The sequence below is a fragment of the Paracoccus sp. S1E-3 genome, from assembly GCF_013868135.1.
In the GTDB taxonomy this organism is placed as follows: domain Bacteria; phylum Pseudomonadota; class Alphaproteobacteria; order Rhodobacterales; family Rhodobacteraceae; genus Paracoccus.
The window spans coordinates 97,330-116,741 of record NZ_JACEMU010000016.1; the positions used below are offsets into that span (position 1 = coordinate 97,330).

Below are 19,412 nucleotides of genomic sequence, written 5' to 3' on the forward strand. Positions count from 1 at the left end.
TTGCGGAGTGGAGTTCCAGCCGTGAAATGCACCCAATATTATCCCGTCCTGCAAAGCGCGGACGTGCCGGCCGCCGCCGCCTGGTTCATCCGTCACTTCGGCTTTGCCCCGATGTTCGAAAGCGATTGGTATGCGCATCTGCAGATGCCCGAAGACCCGGCGATAAACCTGGCGATTCTGGACGGGCAGCACCCCACCATTCCCGCCGTGGGCCGGGGCCGCAGCGCCGGCCTGCTGCTGAATTTCGAGGTCGAGGATGTCGACGCCGTGCACGACCGCCTGCTGGCCGAGGGGCTGTCCCCGGTCCAGCCCCTGCGCGACGAGGATTTCGGGCAGCGTCACTTCATCCTGCAGGGCCCGGAAGGCGTGCTGATCGACATCATTACCCCGATCCCGCCCTCGGCGGATTTCGCTGCCAGCTTCCAGCCCGACGTCCTGCCGCGATAGATCGGGAAAAGCGACGCGTCGCCCCTTTCGTATCCGCCCGGCTGCGGGCTAAGATCCTCTGCCCTCCGCAGCGAAGGAATTGCGATGATCCGAGTGCGCGTGACCCAGACCTGGGGCTCGACCCCGCGCGAGGTGGGGGCAGAAATGTTCGTCACTGCCGCAGGCTGCACCGGCACCATCGGCGGCGGCCGACTGGAATTCGACGCCATCGCCCGCGCCCGCCAGATGATCTCCGCCGCCGAAACCGAAGCCGTGATGGAGATCACGCTCGGCCCCGACAGCGGACAGTGCTGCGGCGGGCGCGTCAGGCTGGGTTTCGACCGCGCGGGACCCTCGCCCCTGCCGGCGCCGCCGCAGGTGCTGATCTTCGGCGCGGGCCATGTCGGGCGGGCGCTGGCGCGGCTGCTGTCGCAGCTGCCCTTCGATGTCGCCCTGATCGACAGCCGCGCGGAGGAGCTGTCGCTGGCCACCGGCTGCCGAACCCGGCTGGAGGCGATCCCCGAAGCCGTCATCGCCGCCGCCCGCCCCGGCGCCGCCTATGTCGTCCTGACCCATGATCACGGGCTGGACTTCCTGCTGACCACCGAGGCGCTGCGCCGGGGCGATGCCGTCTATGTCGGCCTGATCGGCAGCGCCACCAAGCGCGCCCGCTTCCTGCGCGAGGCGCGTGCGCAGGGCGTCGACACCACTGCCCTGACCTGCCCGATCGGCGCAGGCTTCACCGCCGACAAGCGGCCCGAGGTGATCGCCGTCTTCGCCGCCGCCGAGATCACCGCAAGACTGACTGCTAACGCTACCGTCCGTTGACACGGCGTCACCCCCTTGCGACAAACTCGCAACCATTTCGGAGGACGTGATGAAGAAAGTCTACCCCGACGCGGATGCGGCGCTCGACGGGCTACTGAAGGACGGCCTGCACATCGCCGCGGGCGGCTTCGGCCTGTGCGGCATTCCCGAATTGCTGATCGACGCGTTGGTGCGCAGCGGCGTCAAGGACCTGACCATCGCCAGCAACAATTGCGGTGTCGACGGCTTTGGTCTCGGCAAGTTGCTGGACACGCATCAGATCAAGAAGATGCAATCCTCCTATGTCGGCGAGAATGCCGAATTCATGCGCCAGTATCTGTCGGGCGAGCTGGAGCTGGAATTCAACCCGCAGGGCACGCTGGCCGAACGGATGCGGGCGGGCGGCGCGGGCATCCCCGGCTTCTATACCCAGACCGGCGTCGGCACGGTGATCGCCGAGGGCAAGGAAGTGAAGGAATTCGACGGCAAGGAATACATCCTCGAACGCGGGATCGTGGCCGATCTGGCCATCGTGAAGGCGTGGAAGGCCGATCCGACCGGCAATGCCATCTTCCGCGAGACCGCGCGCAACTTCAACGTCCCCGCCGCCAAATGCGGCCGCGTCTGCGTGCTGGAGGTCGAGGAGATCGTGCCGACGGGCAGCCTCGACCCCGATCACATCCACTTGCCGGGCATCTATGTGCACCGGATCATTCAGGGCCCGCACGAAAAGCGCATCGAACAGCGCACCACCCGCAAGAAGGAGACCGCATGATGGCTGGCTGGGACCGCAATCAGATGGCCGCCCGCGCCGCACGCGAGTTGCAGGACGGCTGGTATGTGAATCTCGGCATCGGCATCCCGACACTGGTGGCGAACTATATCCCCGACGGAGTCGAGGTAACGTTGCAATCGGAAAACGGCATGCTGGGCATCGGCCCCTTCCCCTATGAGGGCGAGGAAGACCCCGACCTGATCAACGCCGGCAAGCAGACGGTGACGGCGCTGCCGCAGACCTCGTTCTTCGACAGTTCGGAAAGCTTCGCGATGATCCGCGGCGGCAAGATCGCCATGGCGATTCTGGGCGCGATGGAGGTGGCCGAGAACGGCGATCTGGCGAACTGGATGATCCCGGGCAAGCTGGTCAAGGGCATGGGCGGCGCGATGGATCTGGTCGCCGGCGTGGGCCGCGTGGTCGTCGTCATGGACCACACCAACAAGCACGGCGAATCGAAGGTGCTGCGCGAATGCACCCTGCCGCTGACCGGCAAGGCCGTGGTCGACCGGATCATCACCAATCTGGGCGTGCTGGACGTGGTGCCGGGCGGTCTGAAGATCGTCGAACTCGCCGATGGCGTGACCGAGGAGGAGTTCCGCGCCGCGACCGAGGCGACGCTGGTCTGACGCCGACCGCGTGAAGATGGAAAGGGGGCCGATCGGCCCCCTTTTTCATGCCGTTCGACATGTTTTTCCCAAGCTTGTCCCCCGCTGCGGCGCGGCCTTACCGAACCGCGCCGCTCCCCATTTATCCCCGCCCCCGCCCGCTCCAGTCAGGGGCGGCCGCCATCCGAGGCCTTTCATGCGCCAACTGACCACCCTGTCGCGCCATCTCCATATCCGCGCCCTCGGCCCCGCTGCCTCGGTTCCGGCATCCGAGGCGCTGCGGGCGAGTCTCGGCGCGTTTCTGGGTCTGGCGATCACCGCCGCCGCAGCTTTCGTCGTCGCACCCGAGCGCTGGCTGGCGCTGTATCTGATTGCCCCGTTCGGGGCGACGGCGGTGCTGGTCTTTGCCGCCCCCAACAGCCCGCTGGCCCAGCCTTGGCCGGCGATCGTCGGCAACACCGCATCGGCGCTGGTGGCGATTGCGCTGTGCCGGCTGATCAGCGCGCCGCTGATCACCGTGCCCTTGGCGGTGGGTCTGGCGATCCTGGTGATGACCATGCTGCGCGCCACCCATCCGCCCGGCGGGGCGGTTGCGATGACCGTGGCCCTCGGGGCCGAGCGGATCATGCCCCACGGCTTCGGCTTTGCGCTGATGCCGGTGGCGGCGGGCACCATCATCCTTGTGATCGCAGCGGCGATCTATGCCCACCTCACTGGCCGGCGCTATCCCCTGCGCCAGTTCGGCGAGATGAACCCCCTGGGCACCCATGACCCGGCCCCGGTCGAGCGTCTGGGCCTGACCGAGGATGAGCTGACCGAGATCCTGTCGCGCTATCGCCAGTCGCTGAACCTGGGGGTGGAGGACCTGGCCCGGCTGATCGGCGCGGCCGAGATACAGGCCGCCAGCCACCTGACCGGCCCGCAGACCGCGCAGTCCATCATGTCGCGCGATCTGGTCTGCGTGACCCCCGCCACCCCTATTGATGAGATCGCGGCGCTGTTTCTGCGCCACGGCTTCACCTCGCTGCCGGTGGTGGGCGAAGACCAGCGGTTTCTTGGGGTGATATTCCAGCTGCAGATCATCGCCGCGGCCTTCCCCGACCATGAGCTGATGGCGGCCCTTCCGCCGCCGCTCGCGGTGCAGGAGGGTGCGAAAGCCGCCGACATCATGGACCCGCAGCCGCCAAGCGCGGCCCCCGAGACGCCCATCGCAGCGCTGCTGCCGCAACTGGCCAGCGGTATGGACGCGGTGCCGATCCTCGAGGCCGGGCGCATCGTCGGCGTGGTCACCCAGACCGACCTGATCGCGGCGCTGGCGCGGCAGAGCCTGCGGGCCGACGGCTAGGGCCGCGGGCCGGCCTCGGTCACGATCAGATCCAGGGCGGCGTCATGGGGCTGCGGGTAGATGGTCGGCAGGCGCCCGGCCTCCAGCCCGATGCCGATGGCATAGGGACGCGGGCGCAGCGCCGCCAGCGTGCGGTCGTAGAACCCGCCGCCATAGCCCAGCCGGAACCGGCCCCCATCCCAGCCGACCGTCGGGGCGAGCACGAGCTGCGGCACCACCTGCACGGTGGTCGCCGGCTCGGGGATGTTCCAGCGGCCGGGCTGCATCGGGGCATCGGGCGTCCACGGCCGGAAGACCAGCGGCTGATCGGGCGCGGTGACGACCGGCAGCGCGATCCGCAGCCCGGCCGCAGCCCGCCGCGCCATCCAGGGGCGCAGGTCCGGCTCTCCCCGGATCGGCCAATAGGCGGCGACGACCAGCCCCTGCGCGCCGCCGAAACGCGCCGCCAGCACGCTGTCCAGATGGTCGGCGATGGCGCCATCCGTGGCCTGCGCATCGCGCGTGGCCCGCGCCGCCAACAGCTGCGCCCGCGTCTCCCTGCGCCAGCGCGCCGCATCGGCTGCCGCCACCGGGTCCACCGCTTGCGGGTCAAAGTAATCAGCCGCGACCTGCCCCGCCATGCAGGCGGGCGAGGCGTAATCCTTGGGGTTTTCGTCGCTCATGTCTCGCACGGGTTGAGAAATTCGGGTTCGCCTGAAATGCTGCGCCCGAGAATGGCAGCTTGGCAAGGGGGCGCGATGCCGGAGATCACCCGCAACGGCGACGATTTCACCGTCGACGCGAAGATCATCGCCGAGGGGCTGGACCTGCCCGAACATGCCATCGCCCGCGCCATGGCCTCGGGCGCCATTACCACCCGCTTCGAGCGCGGCGAGGGCGCGGATGCCGGGCGGTTCCGGCTGAATTTCTTCCATCGGGGCAAGACCCTGCGCCTGACCGTGGATGCCGAGGGCAATCTCCTCAGCCGGGCGCGGTTCGAGCGGGGACAGGCCTAGCGGATCTCGACCTCGTTCAGGCGAGTGAAGGTGCGCTGGCCTTCCCCGCTGACGGCCTTCATGTCGCCACGGCTGATGTCATGGGTGGTTCGCGCATATTCGCCGCTCGACCGCATCGACAGCATGGCGTTGTAGCAGCAGTCGATCGGCGCCGTCCCCTCGTCCGGGATCACCACAGCGGTGTCCGGGCCGTAGCGGAAATGGACGGTATAATCTGCCTCACCTTCAATCTGGCGCAGCGTTTTCTTGATGGCGCTTTTCCAGCCGGGAGCTGATCGGGCGTGCAGATCGCCTGCCACCGACGTGCGGCGCTGAAATCATAGCCCTGCGCCGCCGTCGAGACGGCGCAGAAGATGGCCAATGCCGCCCAGACCCCCAATGCAAACGGGCCGCCAGTTGCGGCGGCCCGTCACGATCACCAACCGCGACGCTTACTGCATCCGCGAGGCGACATTGTCCCAGTTGACCAGCTTGTCGAGGAAGTTGGTCAGATAGCCCGGACGCTTGTTGCGGAAGTCGATGTAGTAGGAATGCTCCCACACGTCGCAGCCCAGCAGCGCTTTTTGACCGTAGACCAGCGGGTTCACGCCGTTTTCGGTCTTGGTAATGGCCAGCGACCCGTCGGGGTTCTGCACCAGCCACACCCAGCCCGAACCGAACTGGGCGGCGCCGGCGGCGGCGAATTCTTCCTTGAATTTCTCGACCGAGCCGAAGCTGTCGATGATCGCCTTCTTCAGGCTCTCGGGCATCTCGCCCGCGTCAGGCGACATCATTTCCCAGAACTGGCTGTGGTTCCAGTGCTGGCTGGCATTGTTGAAGATGCCATTCTGCGCCACGGCGCCCTTCTGGAAGGTGCCGGTGACGATGTCCTCCAGCGATTTGTCGGCCCATTCGGTGCCGTCGATCAGCTTGTTCAGGTTGTCGACATAGGCCTTGTGGTGAATGTCGTGGTGATATTCCAGCGTTTCCTTGGACATGCCGGCGGGCGCAAGCGCGTCATGGGCATAAGGAAGATCGGGAAGCGTGAAGGCCATGGTCTCATCCTCTTGTCTGGGCGGGCGGCTGCCCGCACGGGTGCGGTCACCCACCAACGCAGCCTTGTTGGCGTGGGTTCCGGGTGCAGCCTTAACATGGGCCGCAGACTGGGAAAAAGCCCGGAAACGAAAAAGCCCCGAGGCAGCGCCTCGGGGCTTTCGGGGGCATCCGCGATACGGATCAGTTCGTCGAAGGCGCAGGAGTTTCCGCAGCCGGAGCTTCCGTCGCCGGGGCCGGTTCGGCAGCGGGGGCGTCAGCAGCCGGGGCCGGCGTCTCGACAACGGGGGCGTCAGCCGCCGGGGCGTCCGCAGCCGGGGCTTCGGTGGTTTCCTCGACCGTCACGACGGTGTCGCCACCGGCATCGGCAGCCGTTTCGCCGTTGCTGTTCATCAGCCAGAAAATCACCAGCACAGCAACAACCAGCGCGCCGACGATGAAGTAGAGATTGTTGCTGCTCCGGGGTTCGTTAGCCATAGAGATTCAACTCCGAGTTGGGTTTCGTATGAGGGTAACAATGCGCGACTTCGCAATTGGATCCCTATCATGCATCATTATCATGCATCAATCTGCCGCGGGAATATGCGTGAAACTTGCCGCCTTGCAATGCTGAGCGGGGTTTTGCCGGGCGCAGGAAAAGCCTATCTAGGGCAAAGCCGAAAGGAAGCCCATCGATGTTCTGGCTGTTCGCCGCCGCCCTGACCCTGACCGTCGCCCTCGCCATCCTGCTGCCGTTCTGGCGTGCCCGCCCCGGCGCGACCGAACCCGCCGCGGCCTACGACCTGCGCGTCTATCGCGACCAGCTTGCCGAGATCGACCGTGACCTGGCGCGCGGCATCATCGATCCGGCCGATGCCGAACGGCTGCGGACCGAGATCGGCCGCAAGGTGCTGGGCGCCGACCGGGCGCTGACGCGCGAGGCCGGAGCAGTCCCCATGACCGCCCGTCACGGCTGGATCGCGGCTGCGGTGCTGATGGTGCTGGTCGCGGCGGGCAGCGCGCTTTATCTGCGCATCGGCGCGCCCGGCCAGCCGGATATGGCACTCGCCGCGCGGATCGCTGCGGCCGAAGCCCGCTATGCCAGCCGCCCCAGTCAGGCCGAGGCCGAGGCCCGCATGGCCGCGAACCCGCCCCCTGCGCTGCCGGCCCCCGATGCGCAGTTCCTCGAATTGATGGACCAGTTGCGCAGCGCCGTCCAGCAGCGCCCGGACGACACCAGGGGCCTGTCGCTGCTGGCCCGCAATGAGGCGCGGCTGGGCAATACCCAGGCCGCGATCACGGCGCAGAAGCGTCTGATCGAGGTTCAGGGCGCGACCGCGACCGCCGAGGAGCACGCCTTCCTCGCCGGGCTGATGGCCGAGGCCGCCGGCGGCCTCATCACCCCCGAGGCCGAACGCGAGATGGCGACGGCCTTGCGCCTCGATCCGAAAAACGCGCAGGCCCGATATATGACCGGTCTGCTGCAGGCCCAGAATGGCCGTGCCGACCGCGCCTTCCCCGTCTGGGCGGCGATGCTGGAAGACACCCCCGCCGATTCACCCTGGAACGCCGCCATCCGGCAGGTCATCGGCGACATCGCGTGGCTGGCCGGGCATCCCGAATATGTTCCGCCGCAGGCGGGTGGAACCGATGCAGGTGCCACCCCGATGATGCCGGCGCTCGATGCCGATCAGATGGCCGCGGCCAGCGAGATGACGCCACAGGACCGGACCGAATTCATCCGCAGCATGGTCGCCCGGCGCGAAGCACGCCTCGCAGCGGAGGGCGGCAGCGCCGATGAATGGGCAATGCTCATCACCCAGCTGTCGGTGGTGGGCGAAGGCGAGCATGCCCGCGAAATCGCCGCCGAGGCGCGGACCCGCTTTGCCGAAGATCCGATCGGGCTGGCGAAGGTCAACGACGCGGCGGAATCGGTGGGCATCGGCCCATGATCTTCGAGGATATTGCCGATTTCGCAGCGGGGCTTCCGCGTGCGGGGGCAATCGCCGGCCTCGATCTCGGCACCAAGACGATCGGGATCGCGGTCAGCGACGGGCTGCGCCAGGTCGCGTCCCCCCTCACCGTGATCCGGCGCGAGAAATTCACCCTCGACGCGCAGGCGCTGCTGAAGATCGCGGCCGACCGGGGACTGGTCGGCATCGTGCTGGGGCTGCCGCGCAACATGGACGGCACCGAGGGTCCCCGCGCCCAGTCCACCCGCGCCTTCGCCCGGAACCTGTCGCGGCTGACCGATCTGCCGATCAGTTTCTGGGACGAACGCCTCTCCACCGTCGCCGCCGAGCGCGCGCTGCTGGAGGCCGACACCTCGCGCAAACGCCGCGCCGAGGTGATCGATCAGGTGGCGGCGGGGTATATCCTGCAAGGGGCGCTGGATCGGCTGCGGTTTTTGGGCTGAGGGCCAAACCGCGCCATCAACCCTTGCGATACAGTTTTTTTCCCGGCACCCCCAAGGGGATAGCTCTCGGCCCAGACAGGTGATTCGTGAAAGTTCAGGTCCTGACCAATGTGCGCACAGACGAATTCTTTCTGGCGCTCTGGATCCATTACTATGGCGGGATCTTCGGTCGGGAAAATCTTCACATCATGCTCGATGGGGATGACTGGACGCCCACCGTCGACCTGACGGATGTAAATGTGCACGTTGTTGCCAATGTCCCCCGTGAACGGGTCCGGCGGGATCGGCGAACGGCGCGATGGCAGTCAGGGCTGGCCAACAACCTTCTGCGCGATGGCACCGATGTGGTGCTGCGGACGGATATCGACGAATTCGTGGCCGTCGACCCGGCCACCGGCATGCAGCTTCCCGAATATCTCGCCACCCTTGGCCCCGAGACGCGCCGCGCGGCGATTGGACTGGATGTCATTCAGGCACCGTCCGAGGGACCGCTGGCGCCGGACATCCCCATTCTTCAGCAGCGGCGCAACGCCATCCTGACGCGGGAATTTTCCAAGCTGGTCGTCGCACGCGCACCGCTGCGGTGGATGAGCGGTTTTCACCGCGGCAAGGAGGTTCCGGTGGACCTGTCGACGGATCTGCTGCTGTTTCACCTGGCCCTCTTCGACCGGGAGACGGCCGCCAGGCGCATCGCGGGACGCAAGAAAGCCGCCGAGGACAGCAGCGAGGGCGACCATATCGCCGGACGTTTCACCCGCTTTGATGAAATCAGTGAGTCCCAGCCGCTCGATTTCGATGCGCGGATCAGCGACGCCCGCGAGCACCTTATGAAATCATTGCCATCGCCGACGGGACCGCATGTGGGCCGCATCCCGGACGGGAATGTCGCGCGCGGTTACCACATTGGAATACCCGATCGCATGACGGGCCTGCTGCCGTCGCTGGACGCCTTCCTGCCCGGATAGACCATCCCGGCAGCGCATTGCGGGCCGGATCGATCAGCCGCTCCGGCAAGCCCTCACACCCTGAAGTGATCATAGATCTTCTGCGCCAGCCCCTCGTTGATGCCGTCGACGGCCATCAGGTCGGCAACGGCCGCCCGGCTGACGGCCTTGGCGGATCCGAAATGCGCCAGCAGCGCCTTCTTGCGCGCGGCCCCCACGCCCGTGATCTCGTCCAGGGGCGTTGCTGACACCGCTTTCGCCCGCTTGGCGCGGTGGGTGCCGATTGCCCAGCGGTGGGCCTCGTCGCGCAGGCGCTGGATGAAATACAGCACCGGGTCATTCATCCGCAGCGCGAAGGGGGGCTGGCCGAAACGGTAGAACTCCTCCTTGCCGTGATCGCGGTCCTGGCCTTTGGCAACGCCGATCATGGGGATGTCCTCGACGCCAAGCTCGGCCATGATCTCATGCACGGCGCTGACCTGACCGGCGCCGCCGTCGATCAGCAGCAGGTCGGGCCAGGCTTCCGATTCGCGGTCCGGGTCTTCCTTCAGCAGCCGGGTGAAACGACGGGTCAGCACCTCTTTCATCATGCCGAAATCGTCGCCGGGGGTGATCTCGGTCCCCTTGATGTTGAACTTGCGATACTGGCTTTTCAGCCAGCCCTCGGGGCCGGCCACGACCATGCCGCCGACCGCATTCGTGCCCATGATATGCGAGTTGTCGTAGACCTCGATCCGGCGCGGCGGGCCGGGCAGGTTGAAGGCATCGGCCAGTCCTTCCAGCAGGCGCAGTTGCGTCGCGCTTTCGGACATCCGCCGGGCAAGGCTTTCGCGGGCGTTGCGCAGCGCGTTATCGACCAACTCGGCCTTTTCGCCGCGCTGGGGCACGCCCAGCACCACCTTGCGCCCGGCCTTTTCCGATAGCGCCTCGCGCATCAGATCCATGTCCTCGACGCCGTGGGACAGCAGCACCATGCGCGGGGGCACCTTGTTGTCGTAGAATTGCATCAGGAAGGCCTGCATCACCTCGTCGGGGGATTCGACACCCCCCAGACGCGGATAGAAATCGCGGTTACCCCAGCTTTGATTGCCGCGAATGAAGAAGACCTGCACGCAGGCCTGCCCGCCCTCCATATGGAGCGCGACGATATCCGCCTCGGGGATGCCGCGGGGATTGATGGCCTGCACCGACTGCACCGCCGTCAGCGCCTTGATGCGGTCGCGCAGGGCGGCCGCGCGTTCATATTCCATCGCCGCCGAGGCCGCTGCCATCTCGGCCGCCAGATCGGCCTGAATCTGGGTCGAGCGGCCTTTCAGGAACAGCTCGGCATCATTGACCAGCTCGCCGTAATCGCGTTCCGAGATCTTGCCGACGCAGGGCGCGCTGCAGCGCTTGATCTGATACAGCAGGCACGGCCGGGTGCGGCTTTCGAAGACCGCATCGGTGCAGTTGCGCAGCAAAAAGACCCGTTGCAACTGGTTCAGCGTCCGGTTCACCGCGCCCGCCCCGGCGAAGGGGCCGTAATAATCGCCTTTCTCAGATTTTGCCCCGCGATGCTTCTTGATCTGCGGGAACGGATGCGACTTCGCCACCAGAATGTTCGGGAAGCTCTTGTCGTCGCGCAGCAGCACGTTGTAGCGCGGCTTCAGCTGCTTGATGAGGTTCTGCTCCAGAAGCAGCGCCTCGGTTTCGGTGCGGGTGGACAGGAACATCATCGAATGGGTCTCGCGGATCATCCGCGCGATCCGCGCCGTATGCCCCTGCCCGCGCGCATAGTTCGAGACCCGCGCCTTCAGGTTCCGCGCCTTGCCGACATACAGCACATCCCCCTTCTCGCCCAGCATCCGATAGACGCCGGGACTGCCGTCCAGCGTCTTCAGATAGTCGGCGATCAGCGGTTGTCCGATCAGTTTGGGGGCGGAATCGGTCATGGCTTTACAGATGGGTGATTCTGGGGGGCTGCTGCAAGTTCCGCGACGCGAAGGCAAGAAGAATCCTGTCCACGGATTCTGTGGATAACTCTGTGGGCGAGCTGTGGCCTTCGGCGCTTTTCTTGGCGTTTTACAGGATTTCTCATATTTGCATAAGTTTTGAGCATAAAGGTAACTATTTGATTATAATATATATTTTATCTCATCCGGACAATCACCTGAAAAACAAGACGGATTCCTTACCGTTTTGTTACCGCCGCGCGGAAAGTGGACAAAGCGCCGCACCCGATGGCAGACGCGCCCGGCGACGGCTATTCGACGACCTGGATATCGGGCGTCCGCCAGGCCAGATGCTGGCCGCCATCCACGCAGATCAACTGGCCGGTGACGGCTTTCGCAGCCATCAGATAGGTCAGCGTGGCGGTCACATCCTCGGGATCGGCGCCGCGTTCCAGAATGGTGGCGGCGCGCTGCCGGGCGAACTGTTCGGCACCCTGACGCGCCCCCTGCAGGGTCGGGCCCGGACCGATGGCGTTGACGCGGATATCGGGCGCGAGCGCCTGCGCCAGCATCCGCGTCAGGTCCCACAGCGCCGATTTGGCGAGGGCATAGGTCAGGAATTCCGGCGTGGGCTTCAGCACCCGCTGGTCGATCATGTTGACGATCAGCGCCTGCGCCACCGGCTCGGGACCGGTGCGGTCGGCGCGCGGGACCTGCGCCGCGAAGGCCTGCGACAGGATGAAGGGCGCGCGCAGGTTCGACCCCAGATGGCGGTCCCAGCTGTCCCGCGTTGCCGTGGCGATTGTGTCATGTTCGAAGATCGAGGCATTGTTGACCAGCACAGACAGCGTTCCCATGCGCGCGGTGACGCGGGGCACAAGCGCCTCGGCGGCCTCCAGATCCAGCAGATCGGCGGCGAAGACCTCGGCCCGGACGCCAAAGGCGCGGGCCTCGGCCGCAGTCTGTTCCGCCTCGGCTTCCGCACCGTGGTAATGGATGGCGACATCGTGCCCGGCGCGCGCCAGCGCCAGCACCATTGCCCGGCCCAGCCGGCGGGCGCCCCCGGTGACCAATGCGGCGCTCATGCCAGCAGCCAGACCGTATAGGCGGCGTAGATCGACAGCAGCGCCGCACCGGCAACCCGGCCGACAGCGATATGGCGATACAGGAACGGCCCCAGCAGGCCGGTGGTCAGCAGCATGAACCACAGATCGAAGCGCAGCATCTGCTCGGGCACCTGCAGCGGGCCAAAAAAGGCGGTGATGCCCATGATGGCGAGAATGTTGAACAGGTTCGAGCCGATCACATTGCCCAAGGCCATATCCGCCCGCCCCCGCAGTGCCGAGGCGACCGAAGCCGCCAGTTCCGGCAGCGAGGTGCCGACCGCCACCAGCGTCAGACCGATCACCGTCTCGCTGATGCCGAAGCCACGGGCGATGTCGGTGGCCCCGTCGACCAGCAGCCGCGCCCCGACGGGCAGCAGCACCAGCCCCACCACCAGCCACAGCGCGATTTTGGCGCCACGATCGGTGGCGACCTCGACATCAAGCTCGGGCGGGTGGCCCTGAGGGCTGCGGGCGCGACCGATCTGCTGATACAGGGTCACGGCCAGACAGGCCAGCAGGATCACCCCATGCCACCACACCAGCGGCCCGGCGAAACACAGCACGATCAGCAGAACCGAGGCCAGCATCGCATAGACCCAGCTGATCTTCAGTTCGTCATCATCCGACAGCACGGGCGCGATCACCGCCGTCGCACCCAGGATCACCAGCACATTGGCGATGTTCGACCCGACCACATTTCCCAGCGCAATGCCGGGCTGCCCGCCCAGGGCGGCGGCGACCGACACGATCAGCTCAGGCGCGGAGGTGCCGAAGGCCAGCACGGTCAGCCCGACAATGACCGGCGCGATGCCCAGTTTCAGCGCCAGCGCCACCGCGCCGCGCACCAGATAGTCGCCGCCAATGACCAGCAGAGCCAGGCCGGCGAGAATGAACAGCAGATCAACGATCACGTCGGGACCACCCCAGAAGCTTTGCCACGAAACGCCGGAAGCCCGGCCCCGAAATCAGACCCAGCGCGATCAGCGCCAGAAGGATCAGCAGAACGCCCTTGATCATGCGCCGAAACGCTGGAAGGCGGCGCGCTCCTCTACCGCCGCCAGGGCGTCCCCGGTCAGCGCGCCCGCCGACAGGCCGAGGCGGCGCAGCAAGGACGTACGGGCGCCGAAGCTCTGGAAGCGGATCTTGTCGCCGTAAAGCGCCCGCATTTTCGGCGCCAGATGGGCGATGCCGTCGATCAGCCCCAGCTCCTGCCCGCGCGCGGCCAGCCAGAACTCGCCGCTGAACGTCTCATCGCCGCCCGTCAGACGGCTGCCGCGCCGGGTTTTCACCTGCGCGATGAAAATGCGGTGCATCTCGTCCAGCAGGGTTTTGAGGCGGGCGACGTCTTCGGGGTTTTCGGGGCGGAACATGTCCAGCTGCGATTTCGACCGCCCGGCCGTATAGACGCGGCGCTCGATACCGTGCCGGGCGATGAATTCGGGCAGCCCGAACCCGGCCGAAATCACCCCGATCGAGCCAACCACCGAACAGTCATCCGCCCAGATCTTGTCGGCAGCCGTCGCCAGCCAATAGCCGCCCGAGGCTGCGACATCTTCGACAAAGGCGTGGACGGGAATGTCGTGCTTGTCGGCGAGCCGCCGGATCCGCGCCGCGATCAGCGAGGATTGCACCGGCGAGCCGCCGGGCGAGTTGATCGCCAGTGCCACCGCCACCGGCTTACCCTTTGTAAAGGCGCGTTCCAGCACCGGCGCCAGGGCAGCATCGTTCAGCCCCCCCGCCCCGCGGCCGGAGATACCGATGGCGCCCTGCAGGCGGACGACGCTGACGCGCGGCGCGCGGTTCAAAAATGGAATTCTCATGCCCGACAAATAAGGGCGCGCGCGGGGCCGGGCAAGCGTGCCGCGTTGCAATCTGTTACAACCCGCCGCATATAAAGGGCCGACACGACGAGGGAGCCCGGATGACCTATCTCGATTTCGAAAAGCCGCTGGCCGATATCGAAGGCAAAGCTGAAGAATTGCGCGCCATGGGCCAGAAAGGCGAAGGCGTGGATGTCGAGAAAGAGGCCGCCGCGCTCGACAAGAAGGCCGGCGCCCTGCTGAAAGAGCTCTACGGCAACCTCGACGCCTGGCGGAAAACCCAGGTGGCCCGCCACCCGGAACGGCCGCACTGCCGCGACTATATCGATGCGCTGTTCACCGAATACACACCACTTGCCGGCGACCGCGCCTTTGGCGACGACCACGCGGTGATGGGCGGGCTTGCACGCTTCAACGACACGCCCTGCGTGGTAATCGGCCATGAAAAGGGCAATGATACCAAGTCGCGCATCACCCATAATTTCGGCATGGCCCGGCCCGAGGGGTATCGCAAGGCAATCCGGCTGATGGACTTGGCCAACCGTTTCAACCTGCCGGTAATCACACTGGTGGACACCCCCGGCGCCTATCCCGGCAAGGGCGCCGAGGAACGCGGCCAAAGCGAAGCCATCGCCCGCTCGACCGAGAAATGCCTGCAGATCGGCGTGCCGCTGGTCTCGGTCATCATCGGCGAGGGCGGATCGGGCGGCGCGGTGGCCTTTGCAACCGCCAACCGCATCATCATGCTGGAACATTCGATCTATTCGGTGATATCGCCCGAAGGCTGCGCCTCGATCCTGTGGAAGGATGCCGAGAAGATGCGCGAGGCCGCCGAGGCGCTGCGCCTGACCGCGCAGGATCTGAAGAAGCTGGGGGTGATCGACACCATCGTGCCCGAACCGCTTGGCGGCGCGCAGCGCGACCCCAGGGCGGCGATGGACGCCGTGGGCAAGCAGATCGCGGCCTCGTTGAAGGAGTTGTCGGGCAAAAGCGGACCCGAACTGATCAGGGACCGCCGGCAGAAGTTTCTGGACATGGGCAAGAAGGGTCTGGGCTGACCGTCCGTCCTACCGACAGGATTTCAGCGGCCGGCGCCCATGGTGCCGGCCGTTCGCATTGCCGCCTAACGGCAGGTGAAGACGATGTGGCGGGTGGGGGCGCGGCGGCTGTTCACCGGCGCGGGCTGGACGCGGTTTTCCTTGACGTTCGAGCCTTCGGGGCAGACCTGAGCCGCCGCGCGTTCGCATCCCGACAGGTCGCGCGCGTCGCAGGAGGTCGCGTAATGCGCCTTGCCGGTCGTCGGGCCCATCCGTTCATGACTGATCCGCACGGTCCCGCCGCCGGTCGCGGTTTCAGCGCAACCTGCAAGCACCAGAGGCAGCGCCACTATCACCAGCCATTTCATCGCCATTCGCACCCTCGTCTGCGTGTTCCGGCCAATCTACAGCCTTCCCGGCAGGATGATAGGGCCGGCGCGCCGCTTCGCCTTGCCAACTGGGCGCTTCCTGACTAGATAGGCCCGTCCGCATTCTAAAAAGGCCCGTGTCTTGGAAAACGTTGTCCTGACCGTCCATCTGATCCTTGCGCTGCTGCTGATCGGCGTCGTGCTTCTGCAACGCTCCGAGGGCGGCGGTCTGGGCATGGGCGGCGGTGGCGGCGGTGGCGTCATGACCGGCCGTCAGGCCGCCAATGCGCTGTCCAGACTGACCTGGATTCTGGCGGCAGGCTTTCTGTGCACCTCGCTGACGCTGACCATCATCGCCTCGCGCAATGCGACCGGTGCTTCGGTTCTGGACCAGTTGGGCGTGAACGCGCCCGCGCCCAGCACCGACGGCACGCCGCAGCTTCCGGCCTATACCCCGCCGCCCGGCGTGGGCCAGCCGATCGCCCCGCCCGCGCCCGAGGCCGCCGCACCGGCGACCACCACGCCCACGGAAACGACGCCCGCGGCCCCTGCGCCCGTCACGCCGCCTGCGGCAAACTAAGCCCAATACCTAGCGGGCGCGTGCTTTCGCGCCCACGACAACTTGCGGTCCGCATTGCGGCCACGGGATAAATCGGTTATTTCTTTCCTCCCGTGAACGGCGCTTTCGCGACCGCACCAATCATTGATTCGATTCACGGGGAACCGCATGGCACGTTACATTTTCATTACCGGCGGTGTTGTGTCCTCGCTTGGCAAAGGCCTTGCCTCGGCGGCCCTTGGGGCGTTGCTGCAAGCGCGCGGCTATACCGTGCGGCTGCGCAAGCTGGACCCCTATCTGAACGTCGATCCGGGCACGATGTCGCCCTTTGAACATGGCGAGGTTTTCGTCACCGACGATGGGGCAGAAACCGATCTCGATCTGGGCCATTACGAGCGCTTCACCGGGGTATCCGCGCGCCAGACCGATTCGATTTCCTCGGGCCGGATCTATTCCAACGTGCTGGAGAAAGAGCGCCGCGGCGAATATCTGGGCAAGACCATTCAGGTCATTCCGCATGTCACCAATGAAATCAAGGACTTCCTGTCCATCGGCACGGATGAGGTCGATTTCATGCTGTGCGAGATCGGGGGCACCGTCGGCGATATCGAGGGCCTGCCCTTCTTCGAAGCCATCCGCCAGTTCATCCACGAGCGTCCGCGCGGCGAGTGCATCCTGATGCACCTGACGCTGCTGCCCTATCTGGCCGCCTCGGGCGAACTGAAGACCAAGCCAACCCAGCACAGCGTCAAGGAACTGCAGTCCATCGGCCTCGCCCCCGATGTGCTGGTCTGCCGCAGCGAACATCCGATCCCGGAAAAGGAGCGCGCCAAGATCGCGCTGTTCTGCAACGTCCGCCCCGATGCCGTGATCCCCGCCTATGATCTGAAGTCGATATATGAAGCGCCGCTCGCCTATCACCGCGCAGGGCTGGATCAGGCGGTGTTGAACGCCTTCCAGATCAGCCCCGCCCCGCGCCCCGACCTGTCGCGTTGGGAAGACGTGATGGATCGGCTGACCCACACCGATGGCGAGGTAAAGGTCGCCATCGTCGGCAAATACACACAGCTGGGCGACGCCTATAAATCCATCGCCGAGGCGCTGACCCATGGCGGCATGGCCAACCGCGTCCGCGTCAAGGCCGACTGGATCGCCGCCGAGGATATCGAGGCCAAGGACGGCAGCCATCTGCTGGACGGCTATCACGGCATCATCGTGCCGGGCGGCTTCGGCGAACGCGGCACCGAAGGGATGATCACCGCCGCCAGATATGCCCGCGAAAAGAACGTCCCCTATCTGGGCATCTGTCTGGGCATGCAGATGGCGGTGATCGAGGCGGCGCGGAACCTCGCCGGCATCGAGGATGCCGGCTCCGAGGAATTCGACCACGAAGCGGGCGAAAACCGCTTCACGCCGGTGGTCTATCACCTGAAGGAATGGGTCCAGGGCAACTACAAGGTCCAACGCTCGCTCGCCGATGACAAGGGCGGTACCATGCGGCTCGGCGCCTATACTGCGGTGCTGAAGCCCGATTCGAAGATCTCGGAAATCTATGACGGCGCGACCGAGATCGAGGACCGGCACCGTCACCGCTACGAGGTCGACAGCCAGTATATCCCCCAGCTGGAGGAAGCCGGCCTGTCCTTTGCGGGCATGTCTCCCGATGGCAAGCTGCCCGAGGCGATCGAATATCCGAACCACCGCTGGTTCATCGGCGTGCAGGCCCATCCCGAACTGAAATCCAAACCGTTCGAGCCCGCCCCCCTGTTCGACGGCTTCATTGAAGCCGCCAAGGAAGGGGCGCGGCTGGTCTGATCCGTCGCGAAATTGCATGGCAAGGGCGGCCCCGCACATCGGGAGCCGCCCTTTTCTTTGGCGAGAATAGCGCAGCGGGGGTGATGCGCATCCTGCGCTGCGGCAGCCAAGCTTCTTTCAGCAGCGCCGGGCCCGGTATCCCGATCAGTCGCGCCCCTTACATCGGGATTTACGCATATTCAGCAGTTGGTTCCGAGACCTGGCGACGTTACCGCAAGGCCGCGCGCACCTCAGCCCCCCGATCTGGCACCTGCGGCAGACGCGCGCGCGGTCAGCGGGCGTCGCGCCTTTATGTCACTGACACGATGCGGCCATATGACACTTTCCGATTAAATTGACTGAAATGCTTGGTTATGATCTATACCTCACCTTGAAACCTGCCGGGCGATTGCCCCGCCCTGATCTGAGGATACCATGCGTCTCATCATCGCCCTGACCGCCTCGACCCTGCTCGCCACCGCCGCCTTCGCCGAAACCGAGGCCGAAGGGCTGGCCAAGGTGAAGGCCTTCACGCTGGAACATAACGACGCGCTGATCGCCGAGGCCGAGAAGATGCAGGCCGCAGCCACCGCCTATAACGACCTCATCAAAGCGCATAACGGCGATTACGCCGCCGCCTGGGCGGCCGAGCCCGCCAAACTGGCCGAGGCCGTGAACACGCTGCGCGCACAGTGGCTGGCGGCCTCGAACCAGTATGAGACCATCGAAGGCATCGTGGCGGGCATACCCTCGACGGCGAAATACGACCTCATCCTCGACGCCGGCAATCCGGGCACCGAGGCTGAGGATGTCGCCGAATATGACCTGACGCTACCCGATGGCACCGTGCTGAAGCAGCCGGGCAGCCTGTTCCACATCATCACCGAACCGCTGTTCTGGGGCACCGACAAGGATCATGTGAAGCTGCAGGCCGATCTCAACGGCAATGGCGCCGCGGATCCGGGCGAGGTGCTGTTCGATGCCAATCTGGCGCTTGGCGCGGCCACCGGCATGGTCGACTGGTCCAAGGCGCTGCGCAGCGACATGGCCGCTTGGGAGCCTAACCGCGACGACGCCTTCACCGCGGTGGTCACCATGACCCCGACCGTCGGCGATTACTTCGGCGAGTGGAAGGAATCGCAGTTACTCGGCGGCGAGGGCGCCTCTTTCGTCGCCCAAAGCCGTCTGATCGACGTGCTGGGCATCATGGGCGGCTGTCAGCGGATGTATGTCTCGGCGGTCTCACCGGTGGTGGCGCCGCAGGACGCCGCGCTGGATTCCGCGATCACCAATGATTTCAACGAATTGATCACACTGGTCACCGAAACCCGCGAGCGCGAGGCGGCAGGCGAGAAATTCTCGGCCGAGGAAGCCGATGCGCTTGGCAACGAGGCGCAGGACATCGCCGAACGGATTGTCGCGCAGGTGCTGCAGGCGGCCGCCAAGAACGGGGTCCAGATCAAGGGCTAA

At 65.9% G+C, this 19,412-nt stretch carries 22 protein-coding genes; 13 read left to right on the forward strand and 9 right to left on the reverse strand.

What is annotated here, in order from left to right; genetic code table 11:
* The first annotated feature begins 21 nt into the window (after positions 1-21).
* From H1S04_RS14950 to H1S04_RS14970, 5 genes are all read left to right on the forward strand, one after another.
* Positions 22-447, forward strand: coding sequence for a VOC family protein (locus H1S04_RS14950; RefSeq protein ID WP_181746330.1), 426 nt, complete (start codon positions 22-24; stop codon positions 445-447).
* A gap of 84 nt (positions 448-531) precedes the next feature.
* Complete coding sequence (gene xdhC, locus H1S04_RS14955) at positions 532-1,254, forward strand: xanthine dehydrogenase accessory protein XdhC (protein ID WP_181746331.1); 723 nt, start codon at positions 532-534, stop codon at positions 1,252-1,254.
* A gap of 49 nt (positions 1,255-1,303) precedes the next feature.
* On the forward strand, positions 1,304-2,008 hold the full coding sequence (locus H1S04_RS14960; protein WP_181746332.1) for a CoA transferase subunit A: 705 nt from the start codon (positions 1,304-1,306) through the stop codon (positions 2,006-2,008).
* Complete coding sequence (locus H1S04_RS14965) at positions 2,008-2,637, forward strand: CoA transferase subunit B (RefSeq protein WP_298948003.1); 630 nt, start codon at positions 2,008-2,010, stop codon at positions 2,635-2,637. Before H1S04_RS14960 ends, H1S04_RS14965 begins: the two co-directional genes overlap by 1 nt.
* Positions 2,638-2,812: 175 nt before the next feature.
* Positions 2,813-3,961 (forward strand): HPP family protein, encoded by a 1,149-nt coding sequence (locus tag H1S04_RS14970; RefSeq protein WP_181746334.1) that lies wholly within the window; start codon positions 2,813-2,815, stop codon positions 3,959-3,961.
* Here H1S04_RS14970 and H1S04_RS14975 read toward each other — a convergent pair.
* Entirely contained in the window at positions 3,958-4,623 is a 666-nt protein-coding gene (locus H1S04_RS14975; RefSeq protein WP_255435640.1) for a 5-formyltetrahydrofolate cyclo-ligase, read from the reverse strand. The two genes, H1S04_RS14970 and H1S04_RS14975, sit on opposite strands and share 4 nt — an antisense overlap.
* 75 nt (positions 4,624-4,698) lie before the next feature.
* Between H1S04_RS14975 and H1S04_RS14980 the strand changes: the two genes are divergently transcribed.
* Positions 4,699-4,956 (forward strand): DUF6522 family protein, encoded by a 258-nt coding sequence (locus H1S04_RS14980; RefSeq protein WP_181746335.1) that lies wholly within the window; start codon positions 4,699-4,701, stop codon positions 4,954-4,956.
* Here H1S04_RS14980 and H1S04_RS14985 read toward each other — a convergent pair.
* The 3 genes from H1S04_RS14985 to H1S04_RS18540 all read right to left on the reverse strand — a co-directional run bounded on the left by H1S04_RS14985 (position 4,953) and on the right by H1S04_RS18540 (position 6,465).
* A complete protein-coding gene (locus H1S04_RS14985) occupies positions 4,953-5,255 on the reverse strand; it encodes a hypothetical protein (RefSeq protein WP_181746336.1) in 303 nt (100 codons plus the stop codon). The two genes, H1S04_RS14980 and H1S04_RS14985, sit on opposite strands and share 4 nt — an antisense overlap.
* A gap of 132 nt (positions 5,256-5,387) precedes the next feature.
* The gene (locus tag H1S04_RS14990; protein ID WP_181746337.1) at positions 5,388-5,990 is read right to left on the reverse strand and encodes a superoxide dismutase; all 603 of its coding nucleotides are present in this window, start codon (positions 5,988-5,990) and stop codon (positions 5,388-5,390) included.
* 181 nt (positions 5,991-6,171) lie between these two features.
* Positions 6,172-6,465: a hypothetical protein gene (locus H1S04_RS18540; protein WP_220185257.1), complete on the reverse strand. Its 294-nt coding sequence runs from the start codon at positions 6,463-6,465 to the stop codon at positions 6,172-6,174.
* A 197-nt stretch (positions 6,466-6,662) separates the two neighbouring features.
* Between H1S04_RS18540 and ccmI the strand changes: the two genes are divergently transcribed.
* From ccmI to H1S04_RS15010, 3 genes are all read left to right on the forward strand, one after another.
* Positions 6,663-7,919, forward strand: coding sequence for a c-type cytochrome biogenesis protein CcmI (gene ccmI / locus H1S04_RS15000; RefSeq protein WP_181746338.1), 1,257 nt, complete (start codon positions 6,663-6,665; stop codon positions 7,917-7,919).
* Complete coding sequence (gene ruvX / locus H1S04_RS15005) at positions 7,916-8,383, forward strand: Holliday junction resolvase RuvX (RefSeq protein WP_181746339.1); 468 nt, start codon at positions 7,916-7,918, stop codon at positions 8,381-8,383. The genes ccmI and ruvX overlap by 4 nt, the downstream gene beginning before the upstream one ends.
* 86 nt (positions 8,384-8,469) lie before the next feature.
* Positions 8,470-9,348 (forward strand): glycosyltransferase family 2 protein, encoded by an 879-nt coding sequence (locus tag H1S04_RS15010; protein ID WP_181746340.1) that lies wholly within the window; start codon positions 8,470-8,472, stop codon positions 9,346-9,348.
* A 53-nt stretch (positions 9,349-9,401) separates the two neighbouring features.
* Here the strand turns inward: H1S04_RS15010 and uvrC are convergent, their stop codons facing one another.
* The 4 genes from uvrC to H1S04_RS15030 all read right to left on the reverse strand — a co-directional run bounded on the left by uvrC (position 9,402) and on the right by H1S04_RS15030 (position 14,184).
* The gene (gene uvrC / locus H1S04_RS15015) at positions 9,402-11,258 is read right to left on the reverse strand and encodes an excinuclease ABC subunit UvrC (RefSeq protein ID WP_181746341.1); all 1,857 of its coding nucleotides are present in this window, start codon (positions 11,256-11,258) and stop codon (positions 9,402-9,404) included.
* Positions 11,259-11,569: 311 nt separating this feature from the next.
* Entirely contained in the window at positions 11,570-12,343 is a 774-nt protein-coding gene (locus H1S04_RS15020; protein ID WP_181746342.1) for an SDR family oxidoreductase, read from the reverse strand.
* Positions 12,340-13,275, reverse strand: coding sequence for a calcium/sodium antiporter (locus H1S04_RS15025; protein ID WP_181746343.1), 936 nt, complete (start codon positions 13,273-13,275; stop codon positions 12,340-12,342). The genes H1S04_RS15020 and H1S04_RS15025 overlap by 4 nt, the downstream gene beginning before the upstream one ends.
* Before the next feature lie 102 nt (positions 13,276-13,377).
* Entirely contained in the window at positions 13,378-14,184 is an 807-nt protein-coding gene (locus H1S04_RS15030) for a S49 family peptidase (RefSeq protein ID WP_181746344.1), read from the reverse strand.
* Between the two features lie 101 nt (positions 14,185-14,285).
* Here H1S04_RS15030 and H1S04_RS15035 point away from each other — a divergent pair, with 101 nt between their 5' ends.
* Positions 14,286-15,242 carry an acetyl-CoA carboxylase carboxyltransferase subunit alpha gene (locus tag H1S04_RS15035; protein ID WP_181746345.1) on the forward strand — a complete coding sequence of 319 codons (957 nt, stop codon included), beginning with the start codon at positions 14,286-14,288 and terminating at the stop codon, positions 15,240-15,242.
* Positions 15,243-15,307: 65 nt separating this feature from the next.
* On the opposite strand, the gene H1S04_RS15040 is transcribed toward H1S04_RS15035, so the two are convergent.
* Entirely contained in the window at positions 15,308-15,595 is a 288-nt protein-coding gene (locus H1S04_RS15040; protein ID WP_181746346.1) for a hypothetical protein, read from the reverse strand.
* A 136-nt stretch (positions 15,596-15,731) separates the two neighbouring features.
* On the opposite strand from H1S04_RS15040, the gene secG reads away from it, so the two are divergent.
* The 3 genes from secG (at position 15,732) to H1S04_RS15055 (ending at position 19,412) form a co-directional block, all read left to right on the forward strand.
* Complete coding sequence (gene secG, locus H1S04_RS15045) at positions 15,732-16,169, forward strand: preprotein translocase subunit SecG (RefSeq protein ID WP_181746347.1); 438 nt, start codon at positions 15,732-15,734, stop codon at positions 16,167-16,169.
* Positions 16,170-16,316: 147 nt separating this feature from the next.
* Positions 16,317-17,963 carry a CTP synthase gene (locus H1S04_RS15050; protein ID WP_181746348.1) on the forward strand — a complete coding sequence of 549 codons (1,647 nt, stop codon included), beginning with the start codon at positions 16,317-16,319 and terminating at the stop codon, positions 17,961-17,963.
* Positions 17,964-18,377: 414 nt separating this feature from the next.
* Entirely contained in the window at positions 18,378-19,412 is a 1,035-nt protein-coding gene (locus H1S04_RS15055; protein ID WP_181746349.1) for an imelysin family protein, read from the forward strand.